Below are 17,311 nucleotides of genomic sequence, written 5' to 3' on the forward strand. Positions count from 1 at the left end.
GTCACTTTCCACGACATCCGGTCAAAAATTTCTCACCGCGGAGAGCTATAAAGAAGCACGGCGGCGCGCGATCGTCAAGCGATGGCAGCGGAAAGCGCAAAGAATTAACGGGCTCATTCGCCCGCCGTCAGGTCGCGCCCGGCGATGGTCCGTACGCCGCAGCCGACGGCCACGAAAAGCCGGTCCCGCGGCTGATCGAAATACAGGCCGCGGAACAATTCGCCGACGAACAGGCGCTGGAGTCGCCGGCCGTCCGCCAGACTCACCACGTCGAGCGTGCCGTGGTAATAATTGCCGATCAGCAGCAGTCGCCGTCCCGGATCGAAATCCAGATCCCGCGGCCCGTAACCGGCGGCGATCGTGCGGACGATGTTCAACGTGCGCGGGTCGAGCACCTGGACGCGCCGATGAAACATCTGGGCGATGTAAAGCAGCCCGTCCGGGCCCAGCGCGATGCCGTAGGACGAAAAACCGACCCACTTTTTTCGCGCCACGGTGAAGCGATCGAGGTCGACCTCCATCACCCACGGCGCCGCCCAATCGGTGACGTAGGCCACCCGGCGCGCCGGGTCGACGGCCAGGTCGTAGGCGTCCAGGCTGGGCAGCTTCAGCGAGCGGCGCAAGGTAAAAGGCGGTTCGGCGTCGGATTCGTGCAGCGAGTGCGTTACCTCGCAAAGGGAATACATCTTGTCGCCCAGAAATTCGACCTCCAACAGATTCCGGCAGCCGGGGACGGAAGCTTCCGCAACGGTTTCATCGATTTTTTGGCCGGTTTCGGCATCGACGAAATAGACGCGGCCGTCCGGATCGTGCTGTTCCCACAGCGGCAGCGCCAGCCAGAGATGCGCCGGGTGCGGCGTGACGCGCTGAATGCCGCGCGTTAAAAGCGCCGTCTCGCGACCGGCAAGAGCCTCTTTATCCAGAAGGAAAAATTTTTCATTTTGACCGCAGGCCACGCCCAACTGGCGATCCGCCGGTTTGCCGCCGAAATCGTAAGGATGCAACGGCAGACCGGCGACCGGACGCACCGCGGCCGGCAACCGCGCCGCATCGCTCCGGCAACGTTCCTGGCGATCGAGAAACGAATACGTGCGCAGCACCAATAAAAGAATCACGCCGAGAAAAAGAGCGGCGTTCAATCCGTTGAGCGCCCGCCAGAGGCGATCGCGCCGGCGAAAAACCAAGTATACGGCGCCGGCCAGAGCGGCGAACGCCGGCAACGCCCACCAACCCCAATAGGCGTAACCGCCCAACGCCATATGAACATTGTAAAGGCTGAGAAAAAAAAGCAGGAAAGTGATTTCATGTCCGGCGCGCGGCCGGCGAATTCGATAAATCAGCGCGACCAGCACGGCAACGCCGAGCGCGAGATACCGTCCCCATTCGGGAAACAGATAAAGATTGACGGCCAGAACCCACTGAATGCCCACCAGCAACAATCCCAACAGGGCGCCGAGCACCGTCACCAGGCGCGAAGGGCGCTTCGCCGCCGGCTCCGGCAAGGCCGGTTTTTCCCTGCGATGATCCTTGCTTGCGTCATTCATACTGCGCCAATATATTGGCTCGATGCAAAAAACGCTAGTCGTGCTGGTTTATACGCGCACGGGTTGGGACATTAAAAATGTCACCGCTTTGCTGCCTTTGTCGGTGCTGTACCTGGCTCGGCCGCTCAGCCGCGCCGGTTTTCAGCCGGTGATCATCGATCAGCGCATCCAACCCGATTGGGCGGCCCGATTGGCGGAACTGGCGCCACAAGCCCTGCTGGTGGGCATCAGCGCGATGACCGGCACGCAAATCGCCTGGGGACTGAAAGCGGCCGCGGTGGCGCGCCAGGCCGCGCCCGCGACCCGAATCGTCTGGGGCGGCATTCACCCCTCGCTGCTGCCGGAACAGACCGCCCGCCATCCCCTGGTCGATTTCGTCGTCCGCGGCGAAGGCGAAATCACCCTGCCGGAACTGGCCGCCGCCCTGGCCGCGAACGAAGCGCCGCGCCACGTCGCCGGCCTGACCTGGTTCGACGGCGAAACGCTCGTGCAGACGCCCGACCGCCCGCGCCTCGCCGATCTGAGCGAAGCGTTGATCCCCGATTACGGCGCGCTGCGCGTCGAGGATTACCTCACCACGCAAACGCTCGGCCTGCGCGACCTGGCCATCACCACCAGCCGCGGCTGCCCGAACGGCTGCCGCTATTGCTACAACCTGCCGTACAACGGTCGCCGGTGGCGCGCCCAACCGGCCGAGCAGGTGGTCGAACACATCGCGCAAATAGTGCGGCGCTTCGGCGTGCAGGGCATCTTGATCAAGGACGACAACTTTTACGCCGACCGCCGCCGGGTCGAAGCGATCGCCGCCGGGCTGAAGAGCCGGAATCTGGCGGTGACGATCCGCGGCGAGTGCCGCGCCGATTACATTGCTCGGCATTGGGACGAACCGTTTCTGGACTACTTGCGAAACAACGGTTTTCGCGAAATGACCGTCGGCGCCGAAAGCGGCGACGACAAAACGCTGGCGCGGCTGGGCAAGGACATCACGGTAGCGGATATTCGCGAGGCCAATCGGCGCCTGGGCCGGGCCGGCATCCCGACCAAATTCACCTTCATGACCGGGTTCCCGGAAGAAAGCGAAGCCGCGCGGCGCCGCACCATCGACCTGATGCTGGAGTTGACCGACGCCAATCCGACGGCCCGCCTGACGCCGCTGCACCTCTATACCCCCTACCCGGGCACGCCGCTTTTCGCCGAGGCGGTCGCCGCCGGCTACCGGCCGCCCGCCGATCTCGCCGAGTGGGCCGCGGTCAGTTTTCACAATCTCGATCTGCCGTGGATCGATCGGCGGCTCAGCCGGAAGCTGGAAAAACTCAGCGTGGCGACGTATTTTCTCGACCGGCAGACGGTGGCGGAATACTTCACCGGCCGGCCGCTGATTCAGTGGGCGGCGCGGCTTTACAGTCGGATCATCCGCTGGCGCGCCCGCCGGATGTTTTTATCCTGCATGCCCGAAACCGCGCTGATCAATTTTTACCGGCAACGCCATTAACGCCGGCCGGCTTGGGCGTTTCGACCTTCGCCCGCCCGGCTTCGGCGCGGGCCCGCAAACGCAGCGTCCACCAGATCCAACCGAAAGCGGCGGCTAAAAGCAGAGCGGACAGCAGGTGCGAGGGCAACCCGTGCCATCCCGCCGCGGGGTAGATGACCACCTCGGTCGGATGCACGGGAAAGCCCTTCGGATCGAACAGGCTGTAAAAAATCTCGTTTTGAAAAATCAGCGAAGCGCTCCAGGCGACCACGGCCGTCGCGGCGAAACCGACCAGCGGCCCCCATTCCGCTTTCGCGTCGCCGATCCGCCCCAGGCGCGAGCCCGACAAGGCGCAACCGATCGAAGCGGCGACCAGGGCGAGGAAGCGGCAAAGCGGCACGGTCACTTCATGGTGCTGACCGTAATCGCCGGCGCTGCGGGCGAAGAAAATCGTCAGCCAAAGCGCCTCGCCGGCCAGGTAAATACCGGCCGCCACCAAAACGGCGCCGCCGATCAAACGCACCAGTTTCAACGCGACTCCTTGCCCCGGCGCCACCAGGCGGCCATCGCCGCCAGGATCGCCGCCACCAATAAAACCGCGCCGAAGGGATCGGCCTTCGGCAAGGTATCCCGCGCAAAAAAACGATCCAACTGTTCCGGCTGCACCAGCAGGCTGTAGAAAAGCAGTTTGATCGCTTCCAGGCCGACGGCGAAGGCGAGCAATCCGGCCAGTTTGCGAGCCAGATCCACGACATCGCGCACCGCCAGGCCGAACCGGTCCAACTGTTTCACCGGACCGAAGACGATTTGAAAGCCGCCGACCGCCAGCAAAAAGGCCGTCAGCGACAAGAGCAGCATTTGCAGCGGATAAATCAGGTGAACCACGACGTTGCCCGCCGTCTTCGGGAGGCTGTCGAGCAATTGAAACCACTCGCCGTGCAAGAGGGCGAATACGTACATCAACGCCACGCCGGCAACGAAAACCAGCAGTACCAGCAATAACAGAAACAAGGCGGCCCAAACGAAAAGCGGCACGGCCAACAACTTACTGAATCCGCCTTCGCTCCGCCGTACGTACTGTAACAATTCACTGCGAGCGACGGCGCGCGGCATCAGCATCACCCGCAGCGCCGCGATCGCGGCCGCGGCCGCGATCAAGGCGAGCAGGATCAGAATGACGATCATCAACCAATTCATCGCCCCTCCCCGTCGGACAAACGAATGCGGTTCGTTTCCCGCCATTGCGCATCCCAACCGACCAGGCAGTTCGCCGCCTCCAGACCGATCCAGAGCCGATCCCGGTCGGCCCACAAAACCCGCGGCGCGCCGCCCAGACCGGTTTCGCGGACGATTTTTCCTCCGGCCGGCTCCAGCGCCACGATGCGGTCGCCGGCCCAATCGGCCGCCACCACGAGGTCTTGAAACAACACCACATCGGTCAGGCCGCGGCCGACATCGGTTTGCCAGGCTTTGGCGCCATCGGCCAGCCTAAACCCCTCGATCACGCCGTCCTGCCCGCTGGCCACGATTACCAGATCGCCGTCTAACAAAGCGGCGACCGGCCGTTTGGCGGTGACGGACCGCCATTGCAACTCGCCGTCGGCTCGCCGCAAGCTGGCGACGCTTTCCGCCTGATCGTTCACCAGGATGAGCGAATCCCCGGCCGGAAGCAGCGACCAACCGCCGCCGGATTCCTCGTGCCAGGTTTCATTGCGAAACAACCGCACTTTGTCGTCGACCGCGAGACGCGCCGGCAGAGGTGGCTTTTCGTGCAATATAAACCACTCGAAGGTTCCGTATTCAGGCAGGTAAAAATGACGCTTTTTCTCGTCATCAACCCGGCCTTTTAAGAAACCGGCGATCCAGGCGCCGTCCGGCTCCACGGCCATTCCCTGCACATAGCAACTGGGAGAAAAGGCGATTTCACGCGTCGATAAATCAGCCGCCCGCAACCAGGTGACGACGCCGCGCAACAGACTCAGTACGTAGAAATCGTTCCGTCCGTCGGGGATCAACCGAAGGGGCCGGGGAACGGTGATCGGCTGCGAGCGCGAAGCAGTGATGGACCAGACTTGATTGCTCTGCATTCGGGCCAGAAAAAGCCGCCCGTCACCGCCGATCAAATCGTTCATGCCGCCGGTTTTCATCGCCCGCGACCAGACGGCGGAATCGGTGGCGGCAAAACGGAGCATTCCGCCGGCCAGCAACGCCACGGCGCCGATAAAAAGAAGGCGCCCCATCAAGGGGCGCCTTCCGGAATCGCTGACTGATTTGTTCATCGCGGTCGAAGTCCCGCGCACGACACCGTCGAGAATGCCAAACACCTTACTTCGTTGCGGTGTCGTCGTCGGCCGACTCGGTGTCGTCATCCGTGGAGGTGCTTTCACCGGCGGTGACGGTGAACTTGACGCCCGCAACCGCGGTGCCGACATCGGCGGACAGTTGGTAAGTCATCTCGGCGCCGCAGACATTCGGGTTCGGGATGCGATATTTCACTTCGCTGATGCCGCGATCGTCGGTCCGGTCGTAATAGGGATTGGCCAACGGGGCGACCGCGCCGGGCACGTCTTCCGGTTTGTACAAATCGCCGCCGGTGGTAACCCAACGGACCTCGATGTCGTTCATCGGCACGGAACCGCTGGAGGCCGACGAAGAGCCACCCGTCGCCGCCGAGGAAGTCGAAGTGGAAGTGGCCGCCTGGACCAAGGCGCTGACCAGCCAGTATTGATAGCCGCAACTGCCTTCCTTAGCCCGGAGGGTATTCTGCGCCTGAAGCTTGTTTTTCCGGATTTCACAATAGGTCAGCCAATAGCTGAGCGTGTCGCAGACATAGGCGGAGCAATCGCCCTCGGAACCGACCCCCGTGGTTTCCACGCAGGACTGGTAAGTAGAAAGAGCGATCTCGCTGCCTTCTCCATCTTGAAGCGAGAGCGCGCAGTTGTCGATGCAAGCCTCACGGAAGGAATTGTAGCAGGAGTTCGGCACATTCCAGGTATCGTCGCAGGCAAACGTGACCGTCTCTTCGGCATCGTAGCCGACCAAAGTGATCGTTGACCCGGCCGGCGCCATCGCCGGATCGGTTTCGCCACAGCCGAAAATATAGGCGCCAATTGACGCGAGCAAAACGCCAACTGTGACAACCAACAACCGTTTCATCAATGCCTCCTCATTAGCTCCGCTTGCGCGGATCCTTGACACCGGGTTCCGTTGGCCCGATCACACCGCCGGGCGATCGCGCACGATGCGCGGGGTGATAAAGATCAACAGCTCGCTACGCTTTTTAATCTGCTCCCGATCCCGGAAGAAAATGCCCAGCACGGGGATCCGGGCCAGCCATGGCACCGCCAATTCGGTGCGCGATTCCTCTTCCGAGAAAATGCCGCCGATCACCGAGGTTTCGCCGTTGCGAACCAGGACTTCGGTAACCGCTTCTTTTTTGTCGATCGCCGGGTCGCCGGTCGAGGTCGGAATGGAGGTGTTCGGAGCGTTCTTGGCGATTTCGATCTTCATGATGATGGATTCGTCAGCCGTGACGTGCGGCGTGACGGTCATGTTCAAGTTGGCTTCGATGAACGACAGCGCCGTTTCGCCCTGTTGCCGGATTTGGAACGGGATGCTCACGCCTTGGGTGATGCTGGCTTCTTTGTTGTCCAGGGTGGTCACTTCCGGACGCGAGATCACGCGGCCTTCGCCGCGGCTTTCCAAGGCGGAGAGCTGCAGGTCCAGGGCGATCGTATCGTTGACGCTGCCCAGGGTGATGCCGACGCCGCCGCCGCTGCCCAGGCCGATCGCGGCCGGCAGGTTAACCAGATAGTTGGCGTTGCTGATGCTGGTGATCGAACCGCCCGCGCCGCTAGTGCCGACGGCGGATTGCGACGAGGCGTTGGTTTGCTGGCCGGAGACTTCCGGACCGGTCACGCGCACGGAATTGGGGAAAGCCATGCCCGTCGGATTGCCGTGAGCCGCGTCAGCGGTGTACCGACCGCCCCATTTGATACCCATTTCGCGAGTGAAGTCGGTGCTGGCTTCCACGATACGCGATTGGATGTAGACCTGGGGGGTCTGGCTGTCGAGGCTGGCGATCAGTTGCTTGGCCTTTTTAATGTTCTTTTCGATATCCTGGATGACGATGATGTTCGTGCGCTTGTCCACGTTGGCGACGCCGCGGTTGGACAGAATCGAACGAATCTGAACCAACAGATCATCGGCGCTGGCGTAGCTCACCGGCACCAACGACATGACCAGCGGCTCCAACTGCAAACCGACCTGTTGGCGCGCCAGTTCTTCCTGCCGTTCGGAGGTCAACGTCGAAATCGGCGCCACGCGCAGAATGTTGCCCTCACGCTCGATCGCCAGTTTCTTCGTCCGCAGGATGATTTCCAACGCTTGGTCCCAGGGGACGTTGTGCAACTTGATGGTGAGTTTGCCCTGCACGTCGTCGCCCGCCACGATATTCAGGCCGCTGACTTCGCTGATAATGCGCAAAACGGACTTGATATCGGCGTCTTGGAAATCCAAGGTAATTTTTTTGCCGAAATATTGCTCTTCGGTGAAGGTGGTGTTTTCCGGGCTGATGAACCCACCTTGCTGCGCAAAGGCTGGAAGGGCGACCAGGAGCATAAAGAGGGACGCCGCAAACAGACCGGGCAACCGGTTTGCGCGCCCAATGCTTCCGCTTCGCGTCGTGGCCATATGGAGCCTCCTCAGAAGAATCGTTGTCTCTGATTCCATCTATTTCACGTTTTCGTCCGACCGAAGTCGGATTTTCATCTCGATCGTTTCCGTGCCGTCCGTCCGCCAGCTGATCCGGGTTTCGGTAACGACGACCGAATCGTCGAAAATGGCGCGGATGATGCCGCCGTTTTTACCGATCACGTCGCCGACGTGCACGGTATAGGACTTGCCGCTCGGATCTTCGAAGATCGCCAGCGGATTTTCGGTATCGCGCACAACCCCCACCAGTTTGAAGTAGCGCACTTCATACTTCAGCAAGGGGTTGTCCGACGCGCCGCTCATGATCGCCGAGGTCGGTTGATACGGACGGAAGGGATCGGGCTTGTTGATCGGATCGTATTGGTGAACCAGACCCACTTCATCCAGCACTTCCTGGGCGGTGGTCATTTTAATTTCCGTGGTCGCCGCCGGTGATTGCTGGGGAGTGGCGTTTTTCAACTGCGCCAGCTTCTCTTCCGCCGCTTTTTTGGCGTCTTCGGCGCCTTTCTTGCCGCCGCCGCCACCGAGCAGGCCGCATGCGGTCAAGGCAAACGCCAAGAGCACCAAAACAACTCCGAATTTTAATCCGCGCAAACGCATGGTGTTTTACTCCACCGCGCTGTTACAGTTTCTTCTTCTTCGCTTCTTGCTTCTCTAACATATCATCGCCCGGCGACGGCGTTTTCGGCTTCGCCGCCTGGGGCGGTGGCGCCGCCGGAGCGGCCACCGCGGTTTCGCCGGGGGCCAGGAAACGGAACGTGGTGGCGATGCAATTCGCGGAGATCTGAATCTCGCCGTTGTTGTCGACGGGGCTCGAGAGCTTCAGATTGCTGATGTTCACCACGCGTTTCAGCTTACTGATTTTATCGAAAAAGATGGCGATATTGTGGTAACCGCCCTTGATTTCCAGTTCGATCGGGATTTCGGCGTAAAAATCGCGAGGCACTTCCGCATTGGGAGTGACCTTGTTGATTTCCAGGCCGGAAGCCGAGGCCAGGTCATCCAAGCTGATCAAGAGCGCCTCAATCTGCTTTTTCTCGGGCAACTGTGCGAGTGATTGACCGAGTTGCTGATTGAGGGTCTCGATTTCCCGCTCGATGGGCTGCAAGACCTGGGCCACCGCTTTGACCTGGTTAAGTTGCGCCGTCAATTCGGCAAGCTGCTTGTCGGCCTGATCGATCTCGTTTTGCTTGACGCGGAATCCGAAGATGAAATACGCCAGAAAAACCAGAACGACCAATGCCAGAATTATGACGATCTTGACCGTATTACTCATCGAGCACCCTCATTTTTCAAAACCGTCAGGCTGACGACTCATTCCCGTCTATGCGCGACTACATCTCTTTCAAGACGTTCAACTGACAATTCAACTGGAACGATTTCACCGGCATGCTCGCGGCGCCCTTGGTCTTGCCGGCTTGCGCCTCCGCGGTCGAGGAAACCAACTCGACGTTGGAGAAGATCGGCGACTTTTCCAGATTTTCCATGAACAGGGCGATTTGCTTGTGATCCAGCGAGTAGCCGGAAAGCGACATCGAGGAGGTCGTCTCATTCATTTCGGTGACCCACAACTTGGCGGGAATCGCCCCGGCCAATTCGTCGAGCAACCGCACCGGCCCCGTTTGCCGCTTCTTCAACGTGCTGATGATTTCCAGCTTTTGCGCCAGGGCGTTGCGCTGTTTGCGCGCTTGTTCCACGAGGCCCTGATGCACTTTGTACTGCTTGATGTCTTCTTGAATTTGCGCCATCTGCTGTTGCCGTTTGTGCAGTTCGTCCACCATGCGCAAATGGATGAATAGCGACGCCGCTCCGGCGAGGATCACCGCGATCAAGGCGGAAATGATCCAGGTGAACGGAATCTGCCGGGCTACTTTGACCCGTTTCGGCGCTTTTCGCTTAACCTCGGGGAGTAGGTTTATTCTGATCATTTATCGCCGGGCCTCCGTAAGGCTAATCCGACCACCACGCCGCACAGCGGCGCATTTTCCTTGATGTACTCCAGGTCGAAGCTCTTGGCGGGAATCTCGATATTGTTGAAGGGGTTGATCATCTCCACCGGAATGCCGACCTGCTGTTCGATGGCCTGCTGCAGGCCGGCCGTTTTCGCGGCGCCGCCCGACAGGTAGATTTTGGTGATGTGGCCGAAATTGCTGGTCGCGGTGAAGAAATCGAGCGAACGCTGGATTTCCAGGGCGATGCTGCCGCTGATGGAATCCAGGATGGGTTGGATGTTTTGGGGCGAGCTTTGCTTGCCTTTTTTGATCTGCTCGGCTTCGTCGAAGCTGACCGAAAGCTGTTTTTGCAACTCTTCGGTGTAGTGATGGCCGCCGATCGAAATATCGCGCGTGAAGACCGAGTTGCCGTTATGCACGATATTGATGTTGATGACGCTGGCGCCGATGTTCACCAGGGTGATGACCTTGCCGCGTTCCATCTCGTAGTTGATCTCGTACATGTTCTGGCAGGAAAACGCGTCTACGTCCATCACCACCGGGTTCATCCCGGCCTCGGTGATCACGGCCACGTAATCGTTGACCATCTCTTTTTTCACCGCCACCAACAGCACGTCCTGGCTTTCCTGATCCGCCGCTTCCATTTCGAGCCGTTGGTAGTCGATGTTCACTTCGTTGATGTCGAAGGGGATGTATTGCTCGGCTTCCCATTGGATGTTGCCGGCGATTTCCTCTTCGGTCATCAGCGGCAAGGTGATCTTGCGGATGATCACCGAGTGCCCGCTGACGCTGGTGGCGATGTCGCGCGGAGCCTTGATGTTGTTGTCGGCGATCAGTTTGCGGATCGCATTCACCACGGCCGGCGCGTTCATGATCGTGGAATCCACGATCGTCTCGTGCGGCAGCGGCTCGATCCCGAAGTTAATCAACTGATAGCCGTTCTTCGTCTCCGCCAGTTCAAGGATTTTGATGGAACTGGAGCCGATATCCAGGCCCAAAATGTCCTTCTTCCTCGAAAACACCATGTGCGTGCCTCAACGAATTACGTGTTTCGCTTCCTGGCTTTATATCCTGTATGCATCGTATACAAAACACCATCCCCATGTGTCAAGTGTCATTTCGCGTTTGATATCAAGAGTGATTTTATAGATTTTGAGAGGATTTGCAAGAAAAACTTTAGGGGTTGCCTGAATAGGCCTCGCGGAAGGCGCCAAATGTCGCCGAAATCCCCGCCGATTGGGTGATTTTTAGGGAAATTAATGCGGGCCGGACGACCGCCGCCGCCCGGCCCGCGATTTATCAAACAAACTTGATCGTCCCGCTTTCGGACTGAGGCCGGCCGCCTCCCGCCCGAAACAACCTTCCGGCTAATACGCGCAACCGGACGGGATGATTCCTTCAAACCTGATTTCCGCCGCCGGCGTGATTTCCATACCGCTGCAGGCCGCGTTCGGATTTCTCGTCGTGTCATTGAGCCAGCAATCCCGCGGCGGGGTGCCGCCGGCCGCCGAGGTATCGATGCGCGTTTCAATGGTGTAGCAGTAATACCGCTGGCGAGCCGATCCGCCGATACTCTGGAATTTACGAGGCACGTAATCCCAGAATTGCCCGCCGAGGTAATCGCCCCAATCCTGCACCTGGAAGCGAGTCAGGTAATCGTAATTGGTGGTCAACATGGCCGGGTTGGTACGCGTCGCATAAGTCAGCCACCAGGGAGTGTTTGTTGCCCAGGCGCCGAGGCCGGTCCAATAAATCGGATAGTACCGCGGATCCAATTTCCCGACGACCGGACCCGTGTAGTAATTCCAGTAGGTGGAAACGTCGGTGTCCGCGTAATACACGCCCGGCGAGGTGGTATCGGCTCGCACCAGCCATTCTTTGGTCGGCCACTGAGGATAGCCGGAACAATAGATCGTCAACCCCCCGGATTCACCATTCCATTTCTCGTAGCGCGCGATGCGATACCACAGCCGGTCTTTTTGCGTCTGGTTCAGCAAGGGCCGAGGATAGGTGGTGCCGGACGTCGGGGCCGGTTTGGCCAGGTTATCGTTCCAGGCGAAGTAATTTTCATAGTAGCAGGCATTCATGATGTTGCCTGGAGTGTTGGTTTTGTTGTACGCGGAAGAGGAGCTCCGAATCGTCACCGGGCCCGGCTCCAGACCGATGATATCGGCGCCCAACATGACCCGGTGGGAGCAACCGTTGCTGCAGGTCAGATTCAGGCTGTAGCGATAGAACTGGCCGGAGGTCTGTAGCGAACGCGGATGCTCCATATAGTAGCGGGTTCCGGTCGCCCACGTGCCCGGCGACAAGGTAGTCGCCGTGTACCAAACGCAATTGTTGGAAGAGGGGGCCGTACAATAATCCAGCGTCACCGACGAGCTATCCGGCGGTTTGACATCCCAATACCAACTGACGTAGATGCTGTCGTTGGCCGGCGTGTAGGCGGAGTAGGCATCGCCGTAATAGGATGCCTGGAACGAGAAGATGGAGGCCGCATTGGGAAGCGCGACGCAAGAGTCGTTGCAGGTAAAGCCGCCTGAGCTCGGCAAGCTATGGCCGAAAACCCAGGGGCTCGCCGGTGCACCCGTGGAGATATTGGCGTTAACCGCCGCGACGATATAAGAATAAAGGTCTTCGGTCTGGTTGCCTAAGGTGGGATAAATGATCGGGTAATACCCGGCGCTTGTCGGAAAACCGGAAGGCTGACCATTCGCGGTCATTGTAGCGCCCAAATGGGTGTTGTCACCCGATGTGTTCTGATCGTAAAGCGTCGCGGTATCGCTGAAGGTATAAGTCCGTGGACTCCCAGTGCCACTGCTCGTAATGGGAACGCCCGCGAAAACCAGAAGCAAACCCGCATCAACAAAAACGCCATCGTTGTTCGCGGTATCAAGCACATTGCTGGGCCAGGCAGAGGCCTTTCTGCGATAAATGTAGTAATAGTTCGGCCGATTCGCCGCGGTCGGGCAAAATTGATCGAGACTGGCGTTGAAGGTGACGCCCAGGCCCGCATTGGTTGCTACCCCAGGAATCCAATCCAGTTGGGTGATATCGGAGACCGCCGTGATCGTCGGCGGCGAGAACCTGGCGCGGGAAACACTGCCGCCCAAACCCGTGGAGGCCGGATCGAAACTCTGCGATTCGATCAACGGGTAATAAGGATTTCCGGCCTTTTGGGTAGTCGGCGTGGATAAGCACTTGGTGCTTGGGTTGTAGGTGGCGACTTCATAATAGTAATAATTTCGTTCGGAACCCGACCATTGGTTGCCTTGCCGCGGCGGTTGCACGCCGCCCACCCGGCCGACATTACCGTACTCGTCCCGATAGACGTAATAACCGTTCCAGGTAAACAATGTCGGGTTGGGATCGGTTTCCGCGGCGGTCGCCAGGGCGTTGAACAACGTGCTGGTAGTGGGCACCGAGCTGGTTGGGAAGCTGCTGATCGGCACCTGGGCGATCGGGAAAGTGCGCGCGTTCACCATCGTACCGTTGTCAGCTCCCAGATCAGCGCGATAGATCCAATATTCGCCGTTGGCCGGTTCGGTGGCCGGTTTATACCAAACGAGGGTGATGCTGCCCATCGAGGAATTGGTGTAACAGGGCGAATCGAAGGCGTAGAGGCTGCCATCGAGCGGCGCCAATACCGCGGTCTGGGTCTGCGTGGCGGACAGCGTACCGGAAGCCGTGCGGCCGTCACCGCAATCCACCGCGACGATCTGGTAATAAAAAGTCGATAATTCGGTAGATTTCGTCGCCATATCGAAGTCGGTATAGGCGTAGGCCGAGCTTCCCGTCGCCGGAATCAGGCCCAGGAATTTACCGACCGCCGAGCCGCCACTCGGGTTCGAAGAGTAGCGCATGACTTCGTACCATTGCACGTCGTTGGATCCGGCGCCGTCGTCGGAACTGGCGGACCAGGCCAATTTGATCTGGGCACCGCACTGATCCACCGCCGCCGTATTCAAGGTCGGTGCGGTCGGCGGGCCGCCGCAATCGGATTTATTCTTAAAATTTAGATTGCGCGGCTCCACCGCGGTGCGGACCCAGGCTTCCCGGTAATGGAAGTTGTATTCGCGTTTGTGGTGATACGAAGGATCGGGCTTGCTGGCCATGGTGGTGATGTTCAATTCGACCCGGTGAATCACCGAATCCAGAATATTGCGATCGATCCGGCCGTTGCGGTTGATGTCCAGTGTGGTTTCTCTATTGGTGCTCGTCCCCACCAGATAAATGGCTCCGCCATTGGAAGCGGTCACGGTTTGGGTGGTGCCGTCAGGTTTGGTGTAGGAAAAGGAATAGGAGCCACCCAGCAAAGCGGCGATTTCCGCGTCGCTCAGATGACCATCAGCATTGGAATCGCCCCACAAAGTATCGGGAGTGCTGGGATTGAAATCGAAATCGCCCCAATAGGTGAACAGCGGCACCAGGTGTCGTAAGGGAGGATCGGAATTGGCGATGTTGTAATAACCCGAACTGCCGCTGTCATACCGTACCCCGAAAGCGATGATATCGTCGGTCACGGTGGTGCCGGTGGCATCGGCGGCATGGTAGGACTGACGCCGCAATACCCGGTCGAGCGTGGACCAACTGAAATCGCGCTCGTCGCTCAACGGCGAGGTTTGCGCGTCATGCAGGTAATAACGGATCGTTTCGGAGAGGTTCGGCCAATCGGCCGCGCCGCCGGAACCCGGCGCCGTCATGGGAGTATACGGCGTATCGGGACCGCCGAAGGCGACGGTGGTGGTGGGATGACTCAAGCCGCTATCGGTATCGGCATTGAACACAAATTCCCAGGGCGCCGCATAGATAATGGCTTCCTGTCCCCAATCGGTTTCCACGTTGCGGCCCATCATCATGATATCGCTTTGCATCTTGGCCAGGGCGCTACGACCCATCTGCTGGATTTCGACCAGGTCTTCCTGTTGCATAACGGCTTTATCGTAGGCGTTGAAAACCGTGAAAATCGCCAAAACCAACACCGCGGTCAGCAGCAGCGCCAGCATCAATTCGATGAGGGAAAAGCCGCCCTGCCCGGCGGAGGTCCGTTTCGCGAATCGCGTTTGCTTGGCTCGCATCGTCTCTCCCTACCAAACACTCGCCGAGATATCGGTCGAGTTGCTTAATTCTTCCCAGGACAGGATATCCCAGGCCGCGTAACCGTAAGGCACCCGGCCGTAGGTGGTGATCAGCCGCGGCATCGGCGGCAGCATGTAATCCAATCGCGGATCGCGAACGTAGTTGACGCCCGAGAACCCGATCCGGTTGCAGGCCGCGCCGGTTCCCTGACTGCATCCGGAAACGCCCGAACCGAATTGATAGTCGTAAGCCAGGCGACCGGGGATGTTCTGGATCACCGCGCCGACGATCGTCAACCGCCCGGAGCTGTTGCCGCCGTTCAGGGCATTATCGAAACTGCCGCCGGACGTGTAGGCCGAATCGTTGGTGGCCGATCGGGTTCGATAGGTATTGTAGGTGCGCGGCATGACGTACAAACCGGTTTGAAAATTTTGAATCTCGGAAGTGGTGACAACGGAGCAGGAAATGGAACCGCCGGACGCCGTGCACGTCTGGCCGTAGGACATCATCACCGCGTGGATATCCTCGTCGCCGATGTCGTCGTAGACCGGGACATAGTCGGTGCGACCGGTGGGCGGGAAAGCGGTGGCGCCGGTCGCCGACGGATTGTAAGTCGGGTCGGACCAATCATCCCGCCAGGGATGATTGCGCATGATCGCCGCATTCATTCCGGTCCGCATTTCCGGGTAGCTGTTGGGGATGATGATGTTGCCGCCGGCATACAAACCCAAAATATCGGCTTGTTTCGGATCCAATAAGGCGCCGGCATGAACGCGGGTCGGATTGTTTTCGTATTCGATTTCGTGGTCGATATAAATGTTGCCGCTGGCCACGATCGTCAACTGGCCGTCGAGGATGCCCGAAACGATCACGTCGCCTTCCACATAAATAATACCGCTGTAAGTGCCGCTGCCGGTGCAGCTCGCGCCGGTCATGCCGGATACCGCCATGCCGCGGCTCGGCACGTAAATGAATTCGTAGGTGCCGGTACCCGGCAAGCCATTGGTGGTAGAAAGAGTATTATCGATGTCCCCGCGCGGTATCGCATAGGCATCGTCCGGTTCGAAAGTCTTGGAACAGCGGCGATTGGGGGTGAAAGAAAAGCTGGCGTTGCTGCTGTACCACATCTGAGCGCCCTGATTCATCATGGCCAGGTGCCGCTTTTTCATGGTGTCGCCATAAAAAGCGGCGCGCATGTAACCTTCCTCGGTATCGGCGATCGCCTGGGAGCCCGGAGTGCCGTTGTAGCGCAGGGGCACCTTATAAAGCATCATCGTGCCCGGATCGTCGTTGGCGAAGGCGTTCATGTTCGGACCGGTTCCAGGGTTGATCGAAGGGGTAATCGCAGAGGCGACCCGGTACATGCCCGTCATGTCGGTACTGGAAGAAGGCACCACGTACGGATCGGTCGACGACCCGTCTGAATTGATGTCGTTGCGGAAGATGATGCGATACGCCCATTTGTAGGAACTGCCGCTCGGCGTCGGGTCGGGCAGAATCCAATCGTAGACTTGCGGCGAGGTGTTGTGGTAACCGCCGCTGGAATTGTCGGCGAGGATGCCGATCGGCGGCATCAAAACCGATTTGGCGTTCGGCCGCATGCTGCGGTCGGCGTCGGGCCATTTGTTGGTGGCCGAATTGATGCTGATGCCGCCCAGGGTCTGGTTTTTGGCGGTTTCGTAATAATTGGGCGCCCGCCAACGAACCTGGCCGCGGAAATCGGGCAAGCCCCGCATGAACAACCGGCCGGGATTGGTGAGGTCCGTGACATAGCCGGTCGCGCCGGAATAGGCGACGTTGCTGACATAGACGTCGCCTTCGAAACGATCCCTGGCCAGGGTGCTGTCGACCGGATCCGCGATGCCGGTGCCGTCCATCAACACCGTCTGGCAATTCCACCAGGTCGTGCTGTCGCCCGAACAGGATTCGCCCCAGCGAGCCGTTTTACGCGCGGACGGTTCGTTGTTCATGGCGTAGTAGGCAAAATCCCAGACCGACCGCGGTTTGGCCCGGATGCGGAACACTTTGGAAAACAAGGCGCTGCCGCCGGTGCCCGGATTGTAGGCGGTGACGCGGGCGGTAATGGCGATCGGCCGGGACACACCGCGATCCCACCAGCCCTCGAAATCCAGCGGATCGATATAGGCATCGACTTTGTACTGGGAGTTGGAGGCGATGTAGTCGTTGCTCGTGCCCATGATCAGGGCCGAGGCGCTGCTGAGAATTTGTTTGGGAGAAAGCGTGTTGGCGGCGTTGGGGTTGGTATAGACGGCGGTTGGCGGAGTCGGATCGTACCCCAGGCCGTAGGTGCTGGAACTCGCGACCGTGAACAAACCGCCGTCCAGATAATGCAGGTGCAACAGGATGCGGTCCATACTTTGTTCGGCGATCGCAAACAGGTATTGGTCTTCCGCCAGGTTGGTGGTCAGGTACTGCTCGCTGACGCTGCTGAACATCGACAAGACGCCCAGACCCGTCACCATGAGCAGAATCATCATCGCCGCGACGACCGCGTAACCCTTGTTCGCTCCGGCTTTACGGTAGTTGACCAT

General features: G+C 59.4%; 13 protein-coding genes. 1 reads left to right on the top strand and 12 read right to left on the bottom strand.

The genetic code is table 11. The features are described 5' to 3' along the window. Nucleotides 1-113: 113 nt before the first annotated feature. Nucleotides 114-1,502, bottom strand: coding sequence for a hypothetical protein (locus tag GX444_16270; protein ID NLH50135.1), 1,389 nt, complete (start codon nt 1,500-1,502; stop codon nt 114-116). Nucleotides 1,503-1,566: 64 nt separating this feature from the next. On the opposite strand from GX444_16270, the gene GX444_16275 reads away from it, so the two are divergent. Continuing rightward, nucleotides 1,567-3,036, top strand: a complete 1,470-nt coding sequence (locus GX444_16275) for a radical SAM protein (GenBank protein NLH50136.1) — start codon at nt 1,567-1,569, stop codon at nt 3,034-3,036. Here the strand turns inward: GX444_16275 and GX444_16280 are convergent. The 11 genes from GX444_16280 to GX444_16330 all read right to left on the bottom strand — a co-directional run bounded on the left by GX444_16280 (nt 3,011) and on the right by GX444_16330 (nt 17,311). Further along, complete coding sequence (locus GX444_16280; protein ID NLH50137.1) at nt 3,011-3,547, bottom strand: hypothetical protein; 537 nt, start codon at nt 3,545-3,547, stop codon at nt 3,011-3,013. The genes GX444_16275 and GX444_16280 overlap by 26 nt on opposite strands. Next, complete coding sequence (locus GX444_16285) at nt 3,544-4,212, bottom strand: hypothetical protein (protein NLH50138.1); 669 nt, start codon at nt 4,210-4,212, stop codon at nt 3,544-3,546. The genes GX444_16280 and GX444_16285 overlap by 4 nt, the downstream gene beginning before the upstream one ends. Next, nucleotides 4,209-5,255: a PQQ-binding-like beta-propeller repeat protein gene (locus tag GX444_16290; protein ID NLH50139.1), complete on the bottom strand. Its 1,047-nt coding sequence runs from the start codon at nt 5,253-5,255 to the stop codon at nt 4,209-4,211. Before GX444_16290 ends, GX444_16285 begins: the two co-directional genes overlap by 4 nt. 85 nt (nt 5,256-5,340) lie before the next feature. Continuing rightward, the gene (locus GX444_16295) at nt 5,341-6,171 is read right to left on the bottom strand and encodes a hypothetical protein (GenBank protein ID NLH50140.1); all 831 of its coding nucleotides are present in this window, start codon (nt 6,169-6,171) and stop codon (nt 5,341-5,343) included. Between the two features lie 60 nt (nt 6,172-6,231). Beyond that, the gene (gene pilQ, locus GX444_16300; GenBank protein ID NLH50141.1) at nt 6,232-7,635 is read right to left on the bottom strand and encodes a type IV pilus secretin PilQ; all 1,404 of its coding nucleotides are present in this window, start codon (nt 7,633-7,635) and stop codon (nt 6,232-6,234) included. 111 nt (nt 7,636-7,746) lie between these two features. After that, complete coding sequence (locus GX444_16305) at nt 7,747-8,292, bottom strand: pilus assembly protein PilP (protein ID NLH50142.1); 546 nt, start codon at nt 8,290-8,292, stop codon at nt 7,747-7,749. Between the two features lie 58 nt (nt 8,293-8,350). Continuing rightward, the gene (pilO, locus tag GX444_16310; protein ID NLH50143.1) at nt 8,351-9,004 is read right to left on the bottom strand and encodes a type 4a pilus biogenesis protein PilO; all 654 of its coding nucleotides are present in this window, start codon (nt 9,002-9,004) and stop codon (nt 8,351-8,353) included. Between the two features lie 58 nt (nt 9,005-9,062). Continuing rightward, nucleotides 9,063-9,656: a PilN domain-containing protein gene (locus GX444_16315; GenBank protein NLH50144.1), complete on the bottom strand. Its 594-nt coding sequence runs from the start codon at nt 9,654-9,656 to the stop codon at nt 9,063-9,065. Beyond that, a complete protein-coding gene (gene pilM, locus GX444_16320) occupies nt 9,653-10,705 on the bottom strand; it encodes a type IV pilus assembly protein PilM (protein NLH50145.1) in 1,053 nt (350 codons plus the stop codon). The genes GX444_16315 and pilM overlap by 4 nt, the downstream gene beginning before the upstream one ends. A 342-nt stretch (nt 10,706-11,047) precedes the next feature. After that, complete coding sequence (locus GX444_16325) at nt 11,048-14,758, bottom strand: hypothetical protein (GenBank protein NLH50146.1); 3,711 nt, start codon at nt 14,756-14,758, stop codon at nt 11,048-11,050. Nucleotides 14,759-14,767: 9 nt separating this feature from the next. Then, the gene (locus GX444_16330) at nt 14,768-17,311 is read right to left on the bottom strand and encodes a hypothetical protein (protein ID NLH50147.1); all 2,544 of its coding nucleotides are present in this window, start codon (nt 17,309-17,311) and stop codon (nt 14,768-14,770) included.

This window comes from Myxococcales bacterium (assembly GCA_012517325.1).
Classification (GTDB): domain Bacteria; phylum Lernaellota; class Lernaellaia; order Lernaellales; family Lernaellaceae; genus JAAYVF01.